The 19,761-nt window shown below is 71.5% G+C and carries 18 protein-coding genes and 1 tRNA gene; 4 read left to right on the top strand and 15 right to left on the bottom strand.

Annotated features, from left to right (window positions below):
* Positions 1 to 12: 12 nt before the first annotated feature.
* The 6 genes from PGN23_RS04730 to PGN23_RS04705 all read right to left on the bottom strand — a co-directional run bounded on the left by PGN23_RS04730 (position 13) and on the right by PGN23_RS04705 (position 3,927).
* Positions 13 to 375 (bottom strand): HK97 family phage prohead protease, encoded by a 363-nt coding sequence (locus PGN23_RS04730; protein ID WP_335301677.1) that lies wholly within the window; start codon positions 373 to 375, stop codon positions 13 to 15.
* Positions 372 to 689 (bottom strand): DUF6127 family protein, encoded by a 318-nt coding sequence (locus tag PGN23_RS04725; protein ID WP_335301676.1) that lies wholly within the window; start codon positions 687 to 689, stop codon positions 372 to 374. Before PGN23_RS04725 ends, PGN23_RS04730 begins: the two co-directional genes overlap by 4 nt.
* Positions 686 to 1,774, bottom strand: coding sequence for a phage portal protein (locus tag PGN23_RS04720; protein WP_335301675.1), 1,089 nt, complete (start codon positions 1,772 to 1,774; stop codon positions 686 to 688). Before PGN23_RS04720 ends, PGN23_RS04725 begins: the two co-directional genes overlap by 4 nt.
* A 125-nt stretch (positions 1,775 to 1,899) precedes the next feature.
* On the bottom strand, positions 1,900 to 3,225 hold the full coding sequence (locus PGN23_RS04715; protein WP_335301674.1) for a DNA-packaging protein: 1,326 nt from the start codon (positions 3,223 to 3,225) through the stop codon (positions 1,900 to 1,902).
* Positions 3,222 to 3,650 carry a hypothetical protein gene (locus PGN23_RS04710; RefSeq protein ID WP_335301673.1) on the bottom strand — a complete coding sequence of 143 codons (429 nt, stop codon included), beginning with the start codon at positions 3,648 to 3,650 and terminating at the stop codon, positions 3,222 to 3,224. The genes PGN23_RS04715 and PGN23_RS04710 overlap by 4 nt, the downstream gene beginning before the upstream one ends.
* A 203-nt stretch (positions 3,651 to 3,853) precedes the next feature.
* A tRNA-Gly gene (locus PGN23_RS04705) sits at positions 3,854 to 3,927 on the bottom strand.
* Positions 3,928 to 4,015: 88 nt separating this feature from the next.
* On the opposite strand from PGN23_RS04705, the gene PGN23_RS04700 reads away from it, so the two are divergent.
* Positions 4,016 to 6,052, top strand: a complete 2,037-nt coding sequence (locus PGN23_RS04700; protein WP_335301672.1) for a TonB-dependent receptor — start codon at positions 4,016 to 4,018, stop codon at positions 6,050 to 6,052.
* A gap of 365 nt (positions 6,053 to 6,417) precedes the next feature.
* On the opposite strand, the gene ftsH is transcribed toward PGN23_RS04700, so the two are convergent.
* The 5 genes from ftsH to ptsP all read right to left on the bottom strand — a co-directional run bounded on the left by ftsH (position 6,418) and on the right by ptsP (position 13,743).
* Positions 6,418 to 8,400, bottom strand: a complete 1,983-nt coding sequence (ftsH, locus tag PGN23_RS04695; protein WP_335301671.1) for an ATP-dependent zinc metalloprotease FtsH — start codon at positions 8,398 to 8,400, stop codon at positions 6,418 to 6,420.
* Positions 8,401 to 8,475: 75 nt separating this feature from the next.
* Positions 8,476 to 9,465, bottom strand: a complete 990-nt coding sequence (gene tilS, locus PGN23_RS04690; RefSeq protein ID WP_335301670.1) for a tRNA lysidine(34) synthetase TilS — start codon at positions 9,463 to 9,465, stop codon at positions 8,476 to 8,478.
* Position 9,466: 1 nt separating this feature from the next.
* Positions 9,467 to 10,369, bottom strand: coding sequence for a hypothetical protein (locus tag PGN23_RS04685; protein ID WP_335301669.1), 903 nt, complete (start codon positions 10,367 to 10,369; stop codon positions 9,467 to 9,469).
* Between the two features lie 76 nt (positions 10,370 to 10,445).
* On the bottom strand, positions 10,446 to 11,357 hold the full coding sequence (locus PGN23_RS04680; protein ID WP_335301668.1) for a helix-turn-helix domain-containing protein: 912 nt from the start codon (positions 11,355 to 11,357) through the stop codon (positions 10,446 to 10,448).
* A gap of 118 nt (positions 11,358 to 11,475) precedes the next feature.
* Positions 11,476 to 13,743, bottom strand: coding sequence for a phosphoenolpyruvate--protein phosphotransferase (gene ptsP, locus PGN23_RS04675; protein WP_335301667.1), 2,268 nt, complete (start codon positions 13,741 to 13,743; stop codon positions 11,476 to 11,478).
* A 152-nt stretch (positions 13,744 to 13,895) separates the two neighbouring features.
* Between ptsP and PGN23_RS04670 the strand changes: the two genes are divergently transcribed.
* The gene (locus PGN23_RS04670; RefSeq protein ID WP_335301666.1) at positions 13,896 to 14,357 is read left to right on the top strand and encodes a hypothetical protein; all 462 of its coding nucleotides are present in this window, start codon (positions 13,896 to 13,898) and stop codon (positions 14,355 to 14,357) included.
* Positions 14,358 to 14,480: 123 nt separating this feature from the next.
* On the opposite strand, the gene ruvB is transcribed toward PGN23_RS04670, so the two are convergent.
* Together ruvB and ruvA are read right to left on the bottom strand one after the other, a co-directional pair.
* Complete coding sequence (ruvB, locus tag PGN23_RS04665) at positions 14,481 to 15,506, bottom strand: Holliday junction branch migration DNA helicase RuvB (protein ID WP_335301665.1); 1,026 nt, start codon at positions 15,504 to 15,506, stop codon at positions 14,481 to 14,483.
* Positions 15,507 to 15,827: 321 nt separating this feature from the next.
* Positions 15,828 to 16,427, bottom strand: a complete 600-nt coding sequence (gene ruvA, locus PGN23_RS04660; RefSeq protein ID WP_335301664.1) for a Holliday junction branch migration protein RuvA — start codon at positions 16,425 to 16,427, stop codon at positions 15,828 to 15,830.
* Between the two features lie 57 nt (positions 16,428 to 16,484).
* On the opposite strand from ruvA, the gene PGN23_RS04655 reads away from it, so the two are divergent.
* Positions 16,485 to 17,195 carry a phosphatase PAP2 family protein gene (locus PGN23_RS04655; RefSeq protein ID WP_335301663.1) on the top strand — a complete coding sequence of 237 codons (711 nt, stop codon included), beginning with the start codon at positions 16,485 to 16,487 and terminating at the stop codon, positions 17,193 to 17,195.
* Here the strand turns inward: PGN23_RS04655 and PGN23_RS04650 are convergent.
* Complete coding sequence (locus PGN23_RS04650; RefSeq protein WP_335301662.1) at positions 17,172 to 18,017, bottom strand: HpcH/HpaI aldolase/citrate lyase family protein; 846 nt, start codon at positions 18,015 to 18,017, stop codon at positions 17,172 to 17,174. The genes PGN23_RS04655 and PGN23_RS04650 overlap by 24 nt on opposite strands.
* Positions 18,014 to 19,024, bottom strand: a complete 1,011-nt coding sequence (gene galE, locus PGN23_RS04645; RefSeq protein ID WP_335301661.1) for a UDP-glucose 4-epimerase GalE — start codon at positions 19,022 to 19,024, stop codon at positions 18,014 to 18,016. The genes PGN23_RS04650 and galE overlap by 4 nt, the downstream gene beginning before the upstream one ends.
* 66 nt (positions 19,025 to 19,090) lie before the next feature.
* On the opposite strand from galE, the gene msrA reads away from it, so the two are divergent.
* Positions 19,091 to 19,630, top strand: a complete 540-nt coding sequence (msrA, locus tag PGN23_RS04640; RefSeq protein ID WP_335301660.1) for a peptide-methionine (S)-S-oxide reductase MsrA — start codon at positions 19,091 to 19,093, stop codon at positions 19,628 to 19,630.
* The last annotated feature ends 131 nt before the right edge of the window (positions 19,631 to 19,761 follow it).

The following is a 19,761-nucleotide window of genomic DNA, read 5'->3' as shown; positions in this document are numbered from 1 at the left end:
TCGCCCCGCCCGTTAGGACACACGCTCGACGCGCGCGGCGGGCTGCATCGGCACCGCCACCAGGCTCACCTCGGCCAGGTCGGCGCGCAAAATCTCGCGCCAGACGCCCTGCCGCGTCGCCCGCGCGCGATACCCCACCGACAGCCCCGGCAGCGCGCCCGCGCGCACCAGCCGCGCGACCGCCGCGTCCGCCACCTCGCCCTCGATCCGAAGCCCGCGCGCATCCTCCGCCACCGCGGTCAGCACGCCCACCGCGCCCCCGCGATGCTGCATCAGCAGCGGCACGCGCCCGGCGCCCGCGAAGGCACCGCCGCGGATCACGTCGCCCGCGCGGTCGACCCGGTCGTAGACCGCGGCATAGCCCGCGATCCTCACGATCCCGCCCCCTCGATCCACCCGGCGAAGCCCAGCTTGACCGCGATGCCGACCAGCAGCGCCGCCCACACCATGCGCACGATCCACGCCGCCAGCGCGCGCCATGCCGAGCGTTTGGTCTCACGCCACGCCTTCAGCAGTTCGCGCAGCTCCGCCACGTCCCCCGCCGCGCCCTCGTCCGCCAGCCCCAGCCGCGTCAGCGCGCGCGTCGCGCCCAGCTCGCCCGCTTCCTCCACGATCGCGCGCAGCGTCTCCATGTCGACCCCGCGCGCCTGCTCCTGCGCCATCAGCTGCGCCAGAGTGGCGGCCGTCATTGCCAGTCCACCATCTGCCGCTTCTCCTCGGGCGACAGGAAATCGGCCGCCGCGACCATCCGCCACAGCCGCTCGCGGTCCTCGACCAGCGCCGGCACCCGGTCCAGGTCGATCGCCAGCGTCGCGTCCGCGAACCACGGCGCGAGGCCCTGGCGCAGCGCGGTCAGGATCGCGCCTGCCAGCGGCAGCACCGTCAGCCGCCACAGCGCGCGGTTCGCCTCCTTGTAATTGGCGTAGGTGCTGTCGCCCGGCAGCCCCAGCAGCATGGGCGGCACCCCGAAGGCGAGCGCGATCTCCCGCGCTGCCGCCGCCTTGGTACCGGCGAAGTCCATGTCCGCCGGCGTCAGGCTCATCGCCTGCCATTTGAGCCCGCCTTCCAGCAGCATCGGCCGCCCGGCATTGGCCGCGCCCGAAAAGCCCGCCTCCATCTCCTCGCGCAGCCGCCGGAACTGGTCCGGCGACAGCACCGATCCGTCCCCGGCATCATAGACCAGCGCCCCGGACGGTCGCGCCGCATTGTCCAGCAGCGCCTTGCTCCACGCGCTTGCCGCATTGTGGATCGCCACCGCGCCGGACGCCGCGTCCAGGCACCCCAGCCCGTAATGATCGTCGATCGGATTGAACCGCCGCACGTGCACCACGCTCGCCGGGTCCAGCCGCATGCTGCGCACGCCGACGCGGTAGAGATACGCCGCCGGCCACCCGTCCGCGCCCAGCTCCACCGTCACCCGCTCGGGCCTCAGCGCGAACAGCTCCGCCACCCCGCCCTCGTCGTCGCGCAGGATCTGGACGAACGCATTGCCGTGCAGCAGCACCTGCGCCGCCACCGCCTCCAGCACCGCCGCGACCATCGCCCCCAGCCGCGCATCGCCGGCATCCAGCGGTGCGCCCGCAACGCCCTCCGCCACCAGCTTCACCGCGCGCTGCGCGATCGGGTTGCCGCAATAGCCCGCCCGCACCTGCGCCTCATACCCCTGCGGCCACTGCCCGACCGGCCGCGCCGCACCGGCGGCCGTCGCCCCAAATGCCCCCGAAAGGGCCGGACGCGCGTCATCGCGCCCGGACTTCCATCCGAACCAAGCCATCCGATTGTTCCTTTCCGCCCACGCCGTCATGCCGGGCTCGTCCCGGCATCCAGGGCTCCACGCACCTCACCCCGCGTTGACGCGCGGAACCCTGAGCCCCGGGACAAGCCGGGGGTGACGTGCACCTACCCCTCGAAACTCCGCACCCGCGCCGTGCCCTGCCGCTCCAGCATCAGCGCGGTCAGCGCCCAGACGCACGCGTCCGCGCGGTCCGGCGAGCGCGTCGGGCCGTCGTATCCGCCCCCCGCCGACAGCCCCGCCAGCTCGTCCTCCAGTTGCGGGAACGGCCGCGCATGCCACACCCGCCCCGCTTCGTAGAGCGCGGCCACCGGCTCCGCGCGCGCCGCCTTGCCCCGTGTCGCATGGACCAGCCGCACCGGCAGCCCCGCCTCGGCGGCCTGGAGCACGCTTCTCACCATCGCGCCGCCCTGGTTCGCCTCCGCGATCACCCGGTCCGCCGCCACCCGCGCGCTGCACGCCGCCACCGCGCGTGCCCAGCCTTCGGGGGTCGCGCCCACGACGCTCGCATCCTCGATGACATAGCCATGGCCGTCCTCGCCCAGACCGGCGGCGACGATCCCGCAGGCGTCGCCGTCCGTCCCCGCCGGCGGATCGACGCCCACGACCACCCGCACCAGCGCCGGCACGCGCGCCGCGCGCTGCCGCTCGATCAGCGCGCGCGGCCACAGCGCGCCCGCGACATCGCCGATCAGCTCGCCGTCCAGCTCCTGCCGCCCCAGCCGCGTTCCGCCATAGGTCGCCGCCACCGCCGCGACGAACGCATCCGGCAGATGCGGATTGTCCCGCGTTCGCCCGCGCGTGACATGCGTCGCCGGCAGCGCCGCGACCCGTCGCATCAGCGCGGTCGGCCGCGGCGTCGTCGTCACCAATGCACGCGGCCGCTCCCCCAGCCGCAACCCCATCATCAGATTGTCCCAGGCATCGCACCCGCGCCATTTCGCCAGTTCGTCCGCCCAGGCGAAATGATGCTCGGGACCGCGCAACTTCTCCGCGGCCACCGCCGAATAAACCTGCGCCACCGCCCCGCTGGAGAAGCGCACCTCCCCGCTGGTCGGGCGCCACACCACCGGCTCCGCGGCGCGCGCCACCGCGACGACGCCGCTCGGCCCTTCCACCATCACCTTGCGCGCGTCCTCGATCGTCGCACCGACCAGCGCGATCCGGGCGTCCGGATGCGTGCGCGCCATCGCGCTCACCCATTCCGCGCCGGCACGGGTCTTGCCGAAGCCGCGCCCCGCCTGCATCAGCCACACCGTCCAGTCGCCCGGCGGCGGCAGCTGCCCCTCGTGCGCCCACAATTCCCATGCTTCGTGGACACTGCGCAGCAGCCCGTCCTCGACCGGGTCGGTCGCCCGCACCTGCTCGCCCGCGTCGGAGGCGACCATCCACTTGACGACCCGGTGCAGCGCGCCCTCCGCGCCCGCGCTCATGCCGGCTCGGGCGTGCCGCCCCGCTTCGCCTGCGCGCGCAACTGCTTGAGCAGCGCCGCCGCGGCCTCGCGCCGATCGTCGCGCGGCCGGGCCGGCGGGGCGACCGGCGCCGGGCGCTGCGCCAGCAGCAGCATCGCGGTCTTGAGATCGATGCCGCTGCCGCCGCCCAGCACCTGCGCGACGATCGCCGCCTCCAGCCGCTCATAGGCGCCCGCCGCCGCCATCTGCCACGCCGCGGCGAACCCCGCCTCGCGGCGGCGCTTGGCATAGGCTGCCATCACCGGCACCCCCGCCGCCGCCGCCGCGCTGGCGACGTCGCCCGTCATGCTCAGGTGATCGAGAAACGTCTCGCGCTTCGTCTTCGTCCAGCGCCCGTCCCAGCCCCCCGCATCCCAGCTGCGCGCCTCCTGGCCCGCGATCGTCATGCCGCACGCCCGTCCTTGTTCCGCCATGTCGCTCCCCCGCACTCGCCGGACATGAAAAGGGCCGGCGCGGCGGAACCGTCACCCGGTTCCGAGCCGCCCGGCCCGTTCGCATCATCTCGATGTTCCTGTTTTGTACACAAGCAGCGTGACGATGTCAAGCGCCAAGTCGACGGCGCGCGGCGGAAACACGAATGTCGGGGATGTGGAGCGGGTAGCGGGAATCGAACCCGCGTATTCAGCTTGGAAGGCTGCTGCACTACCATTGTGCTATACCCGCCCGCTCCGGCTTCGCTTGCCACGATCCGCGCCCGCGGGTCAACCGCGTGCTTCGCATGCGCCCTCGCCTCGCCTAGAGAGCGCGGCGAATGCGTCACTTTCTCCTCCTCGTCCCCCTGCTCTCCGCCGCCCCCGCCGCGGCGCAGGACATCGTCGTCACCGGGCGCGGCCTGTCCGATCGCCCCGGCGACCGCGCCTTCGACACCGTGACGATAGCGGCGGATCGGATCGCCGCCAGCGCCAGCGCCCGGCTGGAGAACGTGCTCGCCGATGTCGCCGGGCTCCAGCAGTTCCGCCGCTCCGACTCGCGTTCCGCCAACCCCACCAGCCAGGGTATCTCCTTGCGCGGCATCGGCGGCAACGCGTCCAGCCGCGCGCTGCTGGTGCTCGACGGCGTGCCGCAGGCGGATCCCTTCGGCGGCTGGGTCGCCTTCCCCGCCTACGCCACCGATCGCATCGCGCGCATCCGCGTGACCCGCGGCGGGGGCAGCGGCTATCTCGGTCCCGGCGCGCTTGCCGGCACGGTCGAGCTCGACAGCGACACGCCGACCGCCGCCGCCCCGCTCCGTGCCAGCCTCGCCTACGGCAGCCGCGAGTCGACCGATGCGCGGGCCAGCGCCGCGCTGGTCCGGGGCGCGGGCGTCGCGACCCTCTCCGCCGCCTATGCCCGCGGCGACGGCTTCATCCCCACCGTCGCGGAAGATCGCGGCCCCGCCGATCGCGCCGCCCCCTATGAGCAGGCCTCGGTCGCGCTGCGCACGATCGTCGCGCTCGGCACCACCGCCGAGCTTCAGGCGAATGCCGCCGCCTTCACCGACACGCGCGATCGCGGCACCGCCTTTACCCGCAACCGCAGCCAGGGGGCCGATGCCTCGCTGCGCCTCGTCGGGCGCGGCGCGTGGGGCTGGTCCGCGCTCGCCTATCTCCAGACCCGCGCCTTCGCGTCGCAATTCGCCGGCGTCGACGCCGCCCGCACGACCGCGACGCAGACGCTGGACCAGTATAGCACCCCCGCCACCGGGCTGGGCGCCCGTCTCGAGATGGCGCCGCCCGTCGGTGCCGGCAACGACCTGCGCCTCGGCGCCGACGTCCGGGCGCTGTCGGGGCGGACGCAGGAATTCTACACCTTCGTCACCGCCCGCCCCACCCGCCGCCGCATGGCCGGCGGCGACACGCGCACCACCGGCGTGTTCGCCGACGCCAGCATCACCCGCGGCGCGTGGGTCGCCACCCTGGGCGGGCGCGTCGATCGATGGCAGATCACGCGCGGCATGCTCTTTGAGGCCCCCCTCGCCGGCGGCGCGGCGCTCACCGATACACGCTTCCCCGACCGCAGCGGGACGCAGGCGACCGGCCGCGCCGGTCTCGCCTGGTCGCCCGCCTCCGTGCTGACGCTGCGCGCGGCGGGCTATCGCGGCTGGCGCCTGCCCACGCTCAACGAGCTCTATCGCCCGTTCCGCGTCGGCCCCGATGCCACCGCCGCCAATGCCGCGCTCTCGCCGGAGCGGCTGACCGGCGTCGACGCCGGCGTCACGCTCACCCCGCGCGCCGGCTTCTCGCTGTCCGCCGGCGTGTTCCGCAACCATCTGGCCGGCGCGATCGCCAACGTTACCGCGGGCACCGGCCCCGGCACCTTCCCCGGCGTCGGCTTCGTCGCGGGGACCTACCGCGTCCGTCGCAATCTCGACGCGATCCGCTCCTCCGGCGTGGAGGTGGAGGCGCGCGGCACCATCGGCGCGATCACCGCGCTCGCCTCCTGGAGTCACGTCGATCCGCGCGTCGCCGCCGCCGGTCCCGCCGCCGCGCTCGATGGTCTGCGCCCGGCACAGACGCCGCTCGATCAGCTGTCCGCCACGCTCGGCTGGCGCGATGGCGAGCGCTCCCTGTCCGCCACCCTGCGCCACGTCGCGCGACAGTTCGAGGACGACGCCAACACCCGCACCCTCGCCCCCGCCACCACGCTCGACACCGCGCTCGCCTTCCCGCTCACCGCCACGCTGGCACTGGAAGCCCGCGCCGAAAACCTCTTCGACACCCGTGTCGAGGCCGGCATCAGCGGCGCCGACGTCATCGAACGCGCCACCCCCCGCACCGTCTGGCTCGGCCTGCGCTTCCGCGGCGGTTGAGGATTCACGCGAAGACGCGAAGACGCGAAGAGGTATCCCCGGCGCGCAGCGCCTCTCAAACCCTGTGCGTCCTCCGCGTGCTCTGCGCGAACCAGATCATTTGCGCGGAGCACACACGAGAGCCGAACAGCCGCCCACCCGGACCCGACATCTTCGCGTCTTCGCGTCTTCGCGAGAGAAACAAGAAGGTTTACGCGGAAACGCAGAAAGCTCACGACTCACCGCACGTTCCGCCCCAAATCGTCCGCCAGACATTGCCCACGGCGGCCACCACGCTGCCCGACGCGCAACACCTCCGCGCCTCCGCGTGAACCAAAAAAAGGGCGACCCGAAGGCCGCCCTTTCAACATCATCTCAACCCAGGGTCACGCCCCCGCGGGCGACGGATTTCCGAACGGCCCCGACGGCCGCTTCGTCTTCGGGATCGAGGTCCCCGCCGTCGGCACCGACTTGGTCGTCCGCGACGGGTCGTTGCGGCCGATATCCTCGCCCGCGATCAGGCGCTTGATCTCCTCGCCCGACAGCGTCTCATATTCCAGCAGCGCACCCGCCAGCAGGTGGAGCTGGTCGACATGGTCGGTCAGCAGCTGCTTGGCGCGCACCAGCCCGCCCTCGACGATGCCCTTGATCTCGTCGTCGATCAGCTGCGCGGTCGCGTTGGACATGCGCACCGGCTGGCTGTTGGAATAGCCCAGGAAGCTCTCGCCCTCCGGCTGCGCATATTCCACCGGGCCGACCTTGTCCGACATGCCCCATTTGGTGACCATGTCGCGCGCCAGACCCGTGGCGTACTGGATGTCGCCCGACGCGCCCGACGACACCTTGTCGTAGCCGAAGATGATCTCCTCCGCGACGCGCCCGCCCATGCTGACCGCCAGGTTCGCGTACATCTTGTCGCGGTGGTAGCTGTAGCTGTCGCGCTCCGGCAGGCGCATCACCATGCCCAGCGCGCGGCCGCGCGGTATGATCGTCGCCTTGTGGATCGGGTCCGACGCCGGCTCGTGGATCGACACGATCGCATGTCCCGCCTCGTGATAGGCGGTCATCCGCTTCTCGTCCTCGGTCATGACCATGGAACGGCGCTCGGCGCCCATCATGACCTTGTCCTTGGCCTCCTCGAACTCGGCCATCGCGACCAGCCGCTTGCCCTTGCGCGCGCCCATCAGCGCCGCCTCGTTGACGAGGTTGGCGAGGTCCGCGCCCGAGAAGCCCGGCGTGCCGCGCGCGATCACCCGCGCATCGACGTCGGGCGCCAGCGGCACCTTCTTCATATGGACTTCCAGGATCTTGATCCGCCCCTCGATATCCGGGCGCGGCACCACGACCTGACGGTCGAAACGGCCCGGACGCAGCAGCGCGGGGTCGAGCACGTCGGGGCGGTTGGTCGCCGCGACGATGATGATCCCCTCGTTCGCCTCGAACCCGTCCATCTCGACCAGCAGCTGGTTCAGCGTCTGCTCGCGCTCGTCGTTGCCGTTGCCCAGCCCCGCGCCGCGGTGACGGCCGACCGCATCGATCTCGTCGATGAAGACGATGCACGGCGCGCTCTTCTTGGCCTGCTCGAACATGTCGCGCACGCGGCTGGCACCGACGCCGACGAACATCTCGACGAAGTCCGAACCCGAAATGGTGAAGAACGGCACGCCCGCCTCGCCCGCAATCGCGCGCGCGAGCAGCGTCTTGCCGGTGCCCGGCGAGCCGACCAGCAGCGCGCCCTTGGGGATCTTGCCGCCCAGCCGCGCGAACTTCGACGGATCCTTCAGGAAGTCGACGATCTCGGTCAGCTCGGCGCGCGCCTCGTCGATGCCGGCCACGTCGTCGAAGGTGACCTTGCCTTCCTTCTGCGTCAGCATCCGCGCGCGGCTCTTGCCGAAGCCCATCGCGCCGCCCGCACCGCCGCCCTTCTGCATCTGGCGCAGCACGAAGAAGGCGATGCCGATGAACAGCAGGAACGGCAGCGAATTGTACAGCATCAGCATCCAGATCGACGGGCCCTCCTCGGGCTTGCCCGCCACCTCGACGCCGGCCTTGCGCAGCCGCTCGATCAGCCCGCTGTCCTGCACCGGATAGGTGCGGAACTTGTCGCCGCTGCTGAACGTGCCGGTAATCATGTCGCGCGAGACGTTGACGTCCTTGACCGTCCCCTCGTCGACCTTGTCGAGGAAGGTGGAATACGCGACCGTATTGCCCGAGCCGGCCGTGGAGCGGCCGTCGAACAGCGTGACCACCACCGCGAGCGACAGCAGCACGCCTACCCAGATCAACAGGCTCTTCATCCACGGATTGGGGTTGCCCCCGCCGCCGCTGGGATCACCGCCACCGCTGTTCTGCCGATCGTTGTCGTTCATGCGATACCTTTCGTCGCCGACAATGTAGGCACAAGTGGGTTAATGGCAATGGAACGCGGGCGCGAAGAACGCCGGTCAGTGTGATCGACGCGGTGGAGCCCGCTCGAACCGCCACAGCGCGGCGATGCCCCCGTCCTCCTGCGGCATCCGGCGCACGCTGCACAGCACATCGGCGACCGTCACGCGCTCGCCGCGCAGCAGCGCCAGCGCGGTGCGGACGAGCGCCGCTTTGCCCGGCGCCGACTCCGGGGCCACCGCGCGCACGCAGCGCGCGACGAGCCGCCATTGCAATTCCCGGGGCGCCGCGCGCCACACATAGCTGACGCCCGCCGCATCGCCGCGACACTGCCGCGCGAACAGGTCGTCCGCCGCCCAGTCGAGCGCCTCGTCCGCCGCGGCGAGGTTGTGCGCGCTGAAGGCGACCTGCTCCCGGTCCAGCCAGTCGACCCCGCCGAGCGATGCGCGCAGCCGCGCCCGGTCGTAGCGCTCGTCGCTGTTGCTGGGATCCTCGACCGCCTCCCATCCCGCCGCCGCCACGATCCCCGCCAGCGTATCGCGCCGCCATTCCAGCAGCGGCCTGATGACGCACCCGTTGGTTTCGCGGATTCCCGCCAGCCCGCCGACCCCCGCGCCGCGGTTCAGCCGCATGACGAGCGTCTCGACCTGGTCGTCGGCATGGTGCGCGGTAGCGATCCACGCCGCCCCCGCACGGGCGCGATACGTCTCCAGCAGCCGATAGCGCAGCGCCCGGGCCCGCGCCGATACATTGGCCGTCGCCCCGGCGCGGTCGGGCAACGCGTCCCTGAGCGTGACGTGCGAGATCCCGCGACCCGCGCACAGCCCGGCGACATAGGCGGCCTCCTGCGCCGCCTCGGGCCGCAAGCCGTGATCCACCGTGGCCGCCAGACACCCCGCGCCGATCTCGCCATGCACCAGCAGCAGCAATGCGAGCGAATCCGCGCCGCCGGATACCGCGACCACCACCGGCGCCTCGCGGTCCGTCGGGCGCAACCGGCGGAACGTCGCGCGGAACCGCTCGACCGCCGCGTCGGGCGGCGGCGTCACCTCACGCGCACTTGGCGGCGGCGCGTGCCTTGGCGATGTCCGCCTTCATCGTGGCGGAGATGGTCGCGCCATAGACGTCGGTCAGCTCGCCATAGACCTTGCACGCATCCGCCGGCTTCTTCAGCTTCACCAGCGCGCTGCCCAGATAGAACAGGCTGTCGGGTGCGCGCTCGCCGTCGGGATATTTCTTGTAATTGTCGTAGAAGGCGATCGACGCCAGGCTCGGCTTGCCGTCGTCCAGATAGGCGCGGCCCAGCAGGTTCTGCGCCCAGCTGGCGCGGCGGTGCTTGGGGAAATCGGCGACCACGCGCTTCAGCTGCGCCTCGGCCGCGGCATACTTCTTCGCCGCCCACAGCCGATAGCCGTAGAGATACGCATCCTCCGCCGCATCGCCCGTATCGGGCTTATCCACCCCAGCGACATCGACCGGCGCGTCGGCTGCCGGCCTGGCGGCAGGCTTCGACGCGGACGCGGCCGGCTTCGGCGCGGTCGGCACGACCACGTCCGCCTCGCTCGCCGGAGCCGCGGCCGCGATCGGTGCGGTCAGCCTCGCATCGGTCGCTTTCCGGTATGCCGCGAACTGCTCCTCCAGCTGGCGCAGGCGATATTGCGCCTGCTCGATCTGGCCGGTCATGGTCGCCATCTGCTGTTCCAGCGAGGTGACGCGCGCGGAGACGTCCGCGATCGCGCTGGTCGCGGGCACGCCCTCGGGCGTCACCGGCGGCGTGCTCGGCGCGATCTGCGGCTCGATCATCTGGCCCGATCCGCCGGGGAAGACCTTGCGCTGGACCGCGCGCATCTCGCTTTCCAGCTTGACCACGCGGCCCTCCAGCGGCGCGCCGGATTGCGCCAGCACGGGGGCCGCGATCGCGGCGGATACGGCCGCCAGCCAAAACTTCTTCATGCCCTCACCCCCGAATGCGCCGATGCACCCGAACCGTCCTGAACCCCGCCGGCTGTCTCCAGCCTGAAGCCCGTCATTATGGCGCGCTGTTGCCCGGCGCATCCTGGAACGCCGCCGGCACCGCCTGCGTCGCCGCCGGGCTGCCCGAGGCGCGCGGGCGCGGTGGCGCCGTCCGGGCGGCGGGCGTCGCCGCCGCTACGGGCGCGTTACCGCCTGCTCGCGCCGCCAGCGCGGTCGCGCTGATGCCGACGTCCTTGATCGCGCGCTTGCCGTCGCCCAGCGGCGGCACCTCGCGTCCGTCGACCGTGATCGTCAGCTGGTCCGGCCGCCCGACGTTGATCATCGGCCCGTTCGCGTTCAGCGGCACCTCGAACGTCTCGCCCGGCTTCTTCGTGCCCAGGAACAGCGTCTGCCCGGCGGCGTCGTAGATCCGCATCCACACGTCGCTGCGCGCGGTCAGCACCACCTTGCCGACCGGGGTCGGGGTCGGCGTGATCGCGCGGACCGGCACCGGCGAGCTCGCCGCGACCACCTGCCCCGCTTCCGGCGCCTCGCGCACGCCGCGGAACATGCCCGTCGTCAGCCACAGCGCGCCCAGCACCAGCACCGCCAGCGCCACGCCCGCCGCCACGATCACCAGCCCGCGCGACGGCCCGCGCGCGGGGTCGGCGATCTCCTCGATATGATGGTGGCGGATCGGCATCGCCCCGCTCGCCAGCTCGCCGCGGATCGCGCGCCCGATCTCCGCCTGGTCCAGCCCGACCGCCCGCGCATAGGCGCGTGCGAAGCCGGAGGCGTAGGTGGGCGAGGGCAGCTGATCCAGCCGGTCGTTCTCCAGCGCCTCCAGGAAGCGCTGCGTCACGCGGGTGCGCGCGGCGACCTCGGGCAAGGACAGCCCCTGCGCCTCGCGCGCGGCGCGCAGCCGGGCCCCGACCGAGGCCGGTCCCGGGGCCGGTGCCGCTGGTGCGGGTTGCTGACCTTCGCTCATTCCTGTCTCCGCCCCGTATCGCACCGCCCGTTCGCGCCACGGGAAAGCGTTCGTCTCCCAAAGCGCCGGTTGAGTGTCAACCGACGCGCGCCCCCGGCCCGCTCGGCTCGCCGCACCGCTACGCCAGTTCCACGCCCTGCTGCGCCGCCCACTGCGTCAACGCGCCCCGCATGTCGCGCGGCGGCGCGGCGAGCAGCCCGTCCATGAACGCCATCAGCGCGGCCCGGTCCAGCGACCGCAGCATCGCCTTGACCGGCCCCACCGCGGCGGGGGTGATCGACAGCCGGTCGATCCCGATCCCGATCAGCGCCATCGCCTCCAGCGGGCGCCCGCCCATCTCGCCGCACACCGCCAGCGGCACGCCCGCCGCGCGTGCGGGCACCGCCACCTGCCGCAGGAAGCGCAGGATCGCGCTCGACAGCCAGTCGTAGCGCTCCGCCAGCTTCGGATTGGCGCGATCCGCCGCGAACAGGAATTGCGTCAGGTCGTTGGTGCCGACCGACAGGAAATCGACCTGCGGCAGCAACAGGTCCAGCTGATACGCCAGCGCCGGCACCTCCAGCATCGCGCCGTAGCGGATGTCGAGCGGCAGGCGCTTGCCCCGCGTCGCCAGGAACGCGCGCTGCGCCTCGAACAATGCGCGCGCCTCGTCGAACTCCCACGATTCCGACACCATCGGGAACATCACGTTCAGCGTGCGCCCCGCCGCCGCCTCGATCAGCGCGCGCGCCTGCGCCTTCATCAGCCCGTCGCGCTCCAGCGCGAGCCGCAGCGCGCGCCAGCCCATCGCGGGATTTTCCTCGTCCTCGGCGTGGATCAGATAGGGCAGCGCCTTGTCGCCACCGATATCGACCGTGCGGAAGATCACCGGGCGCTGCCCCGCGGCATCCAGCACCTCCTTGTACAGCCGCTGCTGGCGCTCGCGCTGGGGCAGCGTGGCGGACACCAGGAACTGGAATTCGGTGCGGAACAGCCCGATCCCGTCCGCGCCGGTCAGGTCCAGCGCGGCGACGTCGTCGCGCAGCCCGGCATTGACCATCACGGTGACGCGGTGCCCGTCCTTCGTCTCGGGCGGCACCTCGCGCAGCGCGGCATAGGCGGCCCTGCGCTTCTGCCGCGCCATCAGCTTGGCGTCGAACGCCTCCTCCATCGCGCTCGACGGGCGCACGATCAGCGTCCCCTCGACCACGTCGAGCAACAGCATGTCGCCTTCCGCGATCAGGCGGCGCACGTCGCGCACGCGCCCCAGCACCGGCACGCCCATGGCGCGCGCGACGATCGTGACGTGCGCGGTCAGCGACCCTTCCTCCAGCACCACGCCCTTCAGCCGCCGCCGGTCGTATTCCAGCAGTTCCGCCGGGCCCAGGTTGCGCGCGATCAGGATCGTGTCCTGCCGCAGACCCAGCTGCGCCGCGGTTCCCATCTGTCCGGAAACGATGCGCAGCAGCCGGTTGGAGAGGTCCTCCAGGTCGTGCATCCGGTCGGCCAGCAGCGGATCGTCGATCTCGCGCATGCGCTGGCGGGTGCGCTGCTGGACGCGCTCGATCGCGGCCTCCGCGGTCAGCCCGCTGTCGATCGCCTCGTTGATCCGCCGCGACCATCCCTCGTCATAGGCGAACATCTTGTAGGTCTGGATGACCTCCTGATGCTCGTCCCCGACGCCGAACTCCGCCTCGCGCGCGATGCGGTCGATCTGCTCGCGCATCTTGTCGAACGCGGCATAGACGCGGTGGCGCTCCGCCTCGGTATCCTCCGCCACGGTATGTTCGATATGGATGCGCGGCTGGTGGAACACCGCGCAACCCGCCGCCATCCCGTCGACCAGCTTCTGGCCGGCGATCCGCATCGCCGCGGTCGACTGCGGCCGGTCCTTCGGCCCGCCCTGGTCGATCAGCCCGGCATTGGCGATCAGCTCGCTCAGCACCATCGCCACGGTCTGCAGCGCCTCGATCTCGACATCCTCGTACCGGCGCGGATCGGCATGCTGCACCGCCAGCACCCCGACCGAGCGCTCGCGCCGGATGATCGGCACCCCGGCGAAGCTGTGGTAGCGATCCTCCCCCGTCTCCGGCTTGTACGCGAAGTCGGGGTGGCTCGCCGCCTCGTCCAGGTTGAGCACTTCGTTGTTGGCCGCGATCGTGCCGACCAGCCCCTCGCCCATCGCCAGCTTGGTGACGTGGACCGCCTCGGGCGCCAGCCCGCGCGTCGCATACAGCTCCAGCACCCCCTCGCGCAGCAGATAGATCGAGCAGACCTCGCTATCCAGCGCCTCGCCGATGATCTCCACGACCGAATTCAGCTTCGCCTGCGCGTTCGATCGCGCCGCCATCACGTCATGCAGGTTGACCAGGATGTCGCGGGCGGAACGGGCGGCGGAGACAGGCATGGCATCGTGGCTAACAGACCGAAGGCTTGGGTGCCACGCAGCATTTCGCGCCGCCGCCGACGCGGATGAAATATCCGTAATGTCGCGCGCGCCCGTTCTCGCCGCGCGCGCGCGCTGCTACGCCGGACGGGCCGGGAAGCGAGGTGACGAACATGCTGCCTGAACGATTCCGCCTGCCGCTCGCCGTGCTCCTGACCGGCGCGCTCACCGCCACCGCCGCCGCGGCGCAGACCTATGTGGTCCATCAAATCTCCCCGACGCAACAGCCCCGGGGCATGCAGTCGATCCACCTGTCGAAGGTGTCGACCGACGGGCAGAAGATCCGGCTGTGGATGTCGACGATGGTGAACCCGGACTGCACCCCCTCGGGCACGATCACCTCCGCACTGATCGACACCCCGCGCCATGGCCGTGCCGATATCGTCGACGACGCGGTCTTCCCCAATTACATGCCCCCCAACCCCCGCGTCGCGTGCGACCGCGTGAAGGTGCCCGGCAAGGTCGTCTATTACACCCCCGACCCCGGCTTCCGCGGGCACGACCATGTCGTGTTCCAGAACGCGAACTCCGACGGTTACGTCCGCCGCATCAGCGCCGACATCGACGTGAGGTAGGGCGGCGGCACTGCAGTCTTGTGCTCCTGCGAGCGCAGGAGCCCAGGGTTGCTGACCCGATACAGACGTTGCTCTGTCGGACCCTGGGTTCCGGCGTCCGCCGGAACGCTCCGCCGGGCCGCGTCAGTCGAACAGCCCGTCCTGCGACCCCGCCGGCGGGTTGAGCCCCAGGTGCTTCCACCCGCCCGCGTTCAGCACGCGCCCGCGCGCGGTGCGTGCCACCAGCCCCAGCTGGATCAGATACGGCTCGATCACTTCCTCGATCGTGTCGCGCGGCTCCGACAGGCCCGCGGCCAGCGTCTCCACCCCCACCGGCCCGCCGCGATAGATATCGGCGATCATCGTCAGATAGCGCCGGTCCATCGCGTCCAGCCCCAGCGCATCCACCTCCAGCCGGTTGAGCGCCGCATCCGCCACCCGCGCATCGACTGTGGTCGCGCCCGCGACATTGGCGAAGTCGCGCACCCGGCGCAGCAGCCGCCCGGCGATCCGCGGCGTCCCCCGCGAGCGCCGCGCCACCTCGATCGCGCCGTCGCGCGCAATCCCCAGCCCCAGCAGCTGCGCCGCGCGGCTGACCACGCGCTCCAGCTCCTCGACCGTATAGAATTGCAGCCGGATCGGGATGCCGAAGCGATCGCGCAGCGGCGTCGTCAGCAGCCCCTGTCGCGTCGTCGCGCCCACCAGAGTGAAGCGCGGCAGGTCGATCCGCACCGACCGCGCCGACGGCCCCTCGCCGATCATCAGATCGAGCGCGCGGTCCTCCATCGCGGGATACAGCACTTCCTCCACCGCGGGCTGGAGGCGGTGGATCTCGTCGATGAAGAGGACGTCGCCGTCCTCCAGATTGGTCAGCAACGCCGCCAGATCGCCCGACTTGGCGATCACCGGCCCCGAGGTCGCGCGGAACCCGACCCCCATCTCGCGCGCGACGATCTGCGCCAGCGTCGTCTTGCCGAGGCCGGGGGGACCGAAGAACAGCACATGATCCAGCGCATCGCCGCGCGACTTCGCCGCCTGGATGAACACACGCAGATTCTCGCGCGCGGCCTTCTGCCCGACGAAGTCGTCGAGATGCTTGGGCCGCAGCGCGGCATCCACATCCTCCGCGGCACGCAGCGGGGAGAGCAGGCGATCGTCGTCCTCGGTCACGCTTCGTTCCGTAGCGGAGGCCGCCCGGTGATGTCGAGAACCCTCGCCAAATCCCGTCACCCCGGCCTCGTGCGGGACCTTTGCAAAAGTGTCACCGTGCTCCTGCGAAGGCAGAAGCCCAGGGTTGCAGGTCACACAAGGCGTTGTTCTGCCTGACCCTGGGCTCCTGCCTTCGCAGGAGCACGGCATGAACTCGGCAATGCAGCAGCCGTTTTACAAGGATCCCGCCTTGTGCCGGGGTCCAGGGTGCCACACGCCCAACACCCGTTGGGACCGGAAACGCTGGATGCCGGGACAAGCCCGGCATGACGAAGCGCAACATCACCCCTTCGCCGCCTTCTTCAACGCCAGCCGCACCAGCGCATCCAGCGAAGCGCCCGCGCCCACTTCCTCCTCCGCCGATGCGACCGCACTGGCCGCTTCGGCCGGGCGGAAGCCCAGGTTCAGCAAGGCCGACACCGCATCCGCGCCCGCGCCGACCGGCACCACCTGCGCCGCCGCGGCCGGGCCCAGCGCCACTCCGCCCACCTTGTCCTTCAGCTCGCGCACGATCCGCTCGGCCAGCTTCGGACCGACGCCGTTGGCGCGCGCCACCGTCGCCTTGTCCTGCGCCATCACCGCGCGCGACAGGTCGGCCGGCTCCAGCGCCGACAGGATCGCCAGCGCCACCCGCGCGCCCACCCCCTGCACCCCGGTCAGCAGCCGGAACCAGTCGCGCTCGCTCGCGTGCGCGAAGCCGACGAGGCGGATGAAATCCTCCCCCACCAGCATCTCGGTGAACAGCGTCGTCGCCTCGCCCACCGGCCCGATCGCCGCCAGCGTCCGCGCCGATGCGCCGACCAGATAGCCTACGCCGCCGACATCGATCACCGCATGGTCGATCCCCGTGGCCTCCAGCCGTCCCTTCAGATGCGCGATCATGCCCCTGCGTTAAGGCCATCCTTGAACCGGGTGCAACACCTGTGGCAGCCCGCGGGGATGCCCCGGACCCCCCTGATCCCCGACGAAGAACCCGCCGCGGTCCCGCCCGCCCCCCGCGCCGCCTGGATCGCGATGGCCGCGGCCGGCCTTCTGGCGCTGCTGTTGCTGGGATTCGCGATCCTCGACCAGGAGACGTTTCGCTGGGACCGCGCGATCATCCTCGGCCTGCGCGTACCGGGCGACACCCGGCAGCCGATCGGGCCCGAATGGCTGCACCAGGCGATGGTCGACATCACCGCGGTCGGCAGCGGCACCATCCTGACGCTCGCGGTCGTCCTCGTGACCGGACTGCTGCTGGTGCGGCGGCTGTGGCTCACCGCCGCGCTGGTGGTGGCCGCGACGGTCAGCGGGTCACTGCTGGCGGCGCAGGCCAAATTCTTCTTCCACCGTACCCGGCCCGAGCTGGTCGATCACCTCGTCCCCGTCACCGGGCTCAGCTTCCCCAGCGGCCACGCCACCAACAGCGCGATCGTCTTCCTGACGCTCGCCGGGCTGCTGGTGCAGGTCGAGCGCGGCCGCGGCGCACGCACCTATACGATGGCGGTGGCGGTCCTGCTGGTCGGCGCGATCGGCATCAGCCGCGTCTATCTGGGCGTCCACTGGCCGTCGGACGTGGTCGCGGGCTGGTGCGCGGGCACCGGCTGGGCCGCCTTGTGGTGGTGGCTGGGCGCGCAGGCCCGTGTCTTACTCGCCCGCCGCCGCCAATAGCCGCCGCGCCGCCTTCAGATGCGGCGCATCCACCATCCTGCCGTCCAGCTGGAGCGCGCCCGCCCCCGGATGCGCGTCGAACAGCGCCACCACCGCGCGCGCGTGCGCCAGCTCCGCCTCTGACGGCGAGAAGGCGTCGTTGATGACCGCGACCTGCGCCGGATGGATCGCCATCATGCCGGTGAAGCCGTCGCGCCGCCCCCGCGCGGCATAGCGCGCCAGCCCGTCCAGATCGCGGAAATCGGGGTAGACCGTCTCGATCGCGGGCACCCCCGCGGCATGCGCGCCGAACAGGGTCAGCGCGCGCACCACGCGATACGGATCGGTATAGCCCCCATCCGCCTCGCGCGAGGTCGCGGCCCCGATCGCGGCGGGCAGGTCCTCCGCCCCCCAGGTCAGCCCCGCGAGCCCCGCCGCGTCGTAATCGCCGAGCGTGAACACCGCGCGCGGCGTCTCGCTCGCGATCGGCAGCACCGCATAGTCGCCGGGCAGCATCGCGCGCAGCGCCGCGACGGACGCGCGCCCCTCCGCCTTGGGCAGCACCAGGCCCGCCATCGCCGCGCCCGCGATCGCGGCGACATCGTCCCCCACCAGCTCGCCGTCCAGCGGATTGACCCGCACGAACAGCGCGGGGCCCCCATTCGCCTGGGCGCCGGCGTTCGCGTCGACGAACGCGCGCACCGCCGCGCGCGCCGCCGCCTTGGCGGAGGGCGCGACCGCATCCTCCAGATCCAGGATCAGCGCGTCCGCGCCCAGCCCCAGCGCCTTGGCCATCCGCTCGGGCCGGTCGCCGGGCACGAACAGCAGCGAGCGCAGCCTCACCGCCCGCGTTCCGCCGGCGCGCGTTCCGCCAAGGCCCTCTCCCACGCGAGCGCATCCTTTACGATCCCGTCCAGGTCGTCGCGCTTGGGCGCCCAGTCGATCGTCTTCAGGATCGCGCTATTGTCCGCCACCAGTTCCGCCGGATCGCCCGCACGCCGCCCCTCCAGCCTCCGCTCGATCGTCATGTTGGTCACGCGGTCGACCGCGTCGAGCACCTCCATCACGCTGAACCCGCGGCCATAGCCGGCATTCAGGATATGGCTCTCGCCCGGCTGCGCGATCAGCAGCTTCAGCGCGGCGACATGCGCCTCCGCCAGGTCGCTGACGTGGATATAGTCGCGCACGCCGGTGCCGTCGCGCGTCTCGAAATCGGTGCCGAACACCGACACCGCGTCGCGCTTCCCCGTCGCCGCCTCGACCGCGATCTTGATGAGGTGCGTCGCCCCCACGGTCGACTGCCCGCTGCGCCCCTGCGGGTCCGCGCCCGCGACGTTGAAATAGCGCAGGCAGGCGTAATTGATCGGATGCGCCGCCGCGACGTCGCGCAGCATCGTCTCCGTCATCAGCTTCGACATGCCGTACGGGTTGATCGGGCGCGTCGGATCGCTCTCGCTGATCGGCACCCGCTCGGGCGTGCCATAGGTCGCCGCGGTCGAGGAGAAGATGAAATGCGGCACCCCCGCCGTCACCGCGCTCTCGATCAGGCTGCGCGTCGCGGCGGTGTTGTTGCGATAATATTTGAGCGGGTCGCTGACCGATTCGGGCACCACCACCGATCCGGCGAAGTGCATGATCGCCCTCACCCCGTGCTCGGCGAGCACGCCCGGGACGCGCGGGTCCTCCACCGCCATCTCGACGAAGGCGGCGCGCCCGTCGACCGCCCAGTCGAACCCGGTGACGAGGTTGTCGATCACCACGACCTCGAACCCGGCGTCCAGCAGCGCCAGCACCGCGTGGCTGCCGATATAGCCCGCCCCGCCCGTCACCATCACCTTGCCGTCGAGCATCGTCGCGCATCTCCCTTTGTCGTGCGCCTAGCGCGTTCCTACATGGGCGGTAAAGGAGACGCTTACATGACCGAATATGCCACACTCGCCGGCGGCTGCTTCTGGTGTACCGAGGCGGTGTTCAAGGACGTGATCGGCGTGGAAAGCGTCGAGAGCGGCTATATCGGCGGCCATGTCGCCAACCCGACCTACAAGCAGGTCTGCTCGGGCAGCACCGGCCATGCCGAGGCGATCCGCGTCGGGTTCGATCCCGCGCAGGTGAGCTATGCCGACCTGCTCGACATCTTCTTCGCCACGCACGACCCGACGCAGCTCAACCGCCAGGGCAACGACGTCGGCACGCAATATCGCTCCGCCATCTTTCCCGAGACGGTGATGCAGGAGGAACAGGCGAACGCGGCGATCCGGCGCGCGCAGGCCGACTGGCCCCAGCCCATCGTGACCACGATCGAGGAATTCGGCGACTGGTACCCGGCCGAGGACTATCACCAGGACTATTGGGACACCGAGGGCCAGCGCAATCCCTATTGCCTCGCCGTCATCCCGCCCAAGCTCCAGAAGCTGCGCAAGAGCTTCGCTGCGCGCAGCAAGGCGGTCACGGCGTAGGTTTTCCGCGCACGTTCGCCACCCTGGACTTGTTCCGATGCCGGGACGGGCCCGGCACGACAAGGTAGGCGCGGAGGCAACCCGATGTGCTCCTGCGCAGGCACGAGCCCAGGGTTATCGATCGCAACGAT

Source organism: Sphingomonas adhaesiva (assembly GCF_036946125.1).
In the GTDB taxonomy this organism is placed as follows: Bacteria; Pseudomonadota; Alphaproteobacteria; order Sphingomonadales; family Sphingomonadaceae; genus Sphingomonas; species Sphingomonas adhaesiva_A.
Note: the sequence above shows the minus strand (reverse complement) of the source record. Positions and strands in the feature narration are given on the sequence as shown.

What these genes read in the sequence shown, in the direction of transcription:
- ptsP (WP_335301667.1), bottom strand. Translation starts at nt 13,743, where the DNA reads ATGCCTGTCTCCGCCGCCCGTTCCGCCCGCGACATCCTGGTCAACCTG.
- ruvA (WP_335301664.1), bottom strand. Translation starts at nt 16,427, where the DNA reads ATGATCGCGCATCTGAAGGGACGGCTGGAGGCCACGGGGATCGACCAT.
- PGN23_RS04655 (WP_335301663.1), top strand. Translation starts at nt 16,485, where the DNA reads ATGCCCCGGACCCCCCTGATCCCCGACGAAGAACCCGCCGCGGTCCCG.
- PGN23_RS04670 (WP_335301666.1), top strand. Translation starts at nt 13,896, where the DNA reads ATGCTGCCTGAACGATTCCGCCTGCCGCTCGCCGTGCTCCTGACCGGC.
- PGN23_RS04700 (WP_335301672.1), top strand. Translation starts at nt 4,016, where the DNA reads ATGCGTCACTTTCTCCTCCTCGTCCCCCTGCTCTCCGCCGCCCCCGCC.
- ftsH (WP_335301671.1), bottom strand. Translation starts at nt 8,400, where the DNA reads ATGAACGACAACGATCGGCAGAACAGCGGTGGCGGTGATCCCAGCGGC.
- PGN23_RS04725 (WP_335301676.1), bottom strand. Translation starts at nt 689, where the DNA reads ATGACGGCCGCCACTCTGGCGCAGCTGATGGCGCAGGAGCAGGCGCGC.
- PGN23_RS04720 (WP_335301675.1), bottom strand. Translation starts at nt 1,774, where the DNA reads ATGGCTTGGTTCGGATGGAAGTCCGGGCGCGATGACGCGCGTCCGGCC.
- PGN23_RS04685 (WP_335301669.1), bottom strand. Translation starts at nt 10,369, where the DNA reads ATGAAGAAGTTTTGGCTGGCGGCCGTATCCGCCGCGATCGCGGCCCCC.
- PGN23_RS04710 (WP_335301673.1), bottom strand. Translation starts at nt 3,650, where the DNA reads ATGACGATCGCGGGCCAGGAGGCGCGCAGCTGGGATGCGGGGGGCTGG.
- PGN23_RS04680 (WP_335301668.1), bottom strand. Translation starts at nt 11,357, where the DNA reads ATGAGCGAAGGTCAGCAACCCGCACCAGCGGCACCGGCCCCGGGACCG.
- PGN23_RS04715 (WP_335301674.1), bottom strand. Translation starts at nt 3,225, where the DNA reads ATGAGCGCGGGCGCGGAGGGCGCGCTGCACCGGGTCGTCAAGTGGATG.
- msrA (WP_335301660.1), top strand. Translation starts at nt 19,091, where the DNA reads ATGACCGAATATGCCACACTCGCCGGCGGCTGCTTCTGGTGTACCGAG.
- galE (WP_335301661.1), bottom strand. Translation starts at nt 19,024, where the DNA reads ATGCTCGACGGCAAGGTGATGGTGACGGGCGGGGCGGGCTATATCGGC.